The 377-nt window shown below is 53.6% G+C and carries 1 protein-coding gene; it reads right to left on the bottom strand.

Features of this window, described 5'->3' with window-relative positions; translation table 11 throughout:
• Positions 1–218 (bottom strand): hypothetical protein (locus AC1RPN_RS08590; RefSeq protein WP_481762161.1); only part of this gene is annotated, 218 nt, incomplete at its 3' end.
• Positions 219–377: the final 159 nt, after the last annotated feature.

The raw sequence follows: 377 nt of genomic DNA, 5'->3' as shown, positions 1-377 counted from the left end.
ACGTACACGAGTTCCGTGTCTCCGGGCTGCGGCTCGGGTGTCGCAAGCGTGGCGATAGCCTGCATCGCATTGTAAATCGGGGTGTTTCGGCCTTTATGCCAGCTCGGCGCTACTGTGTTCAGAACGCGCACCACACAGCCCCATGCAACTTCGTGGTCGTTTTCGAACATCGGGTCGTTCTTAACGTCCTCATAGATTTTGTCGAGATCGAGTTCCATATTTCCTCCTAGTCGTGAATTTTGCTCAGAATACAAAAAGGGACTGCGCTGTCAAGCACAATCCCTTTTCTTTACATCAGGCCAATCAGCGGCCGAATTTCACGGACTCACGTTCCGGAAGCGGAAGCCGCCCCGCATACTTCTTGATGAGGATGGCGG

It is taken from the genome of Dellaglioa sp. CoH-57-MRSF-20 (genome assembly GCF_056781955.1).
The sequence above is the reverse complement of the archived record's forward strand: the minus strand, read 5'-3'. Positions and strand labels throughout refer to the sequence as shown.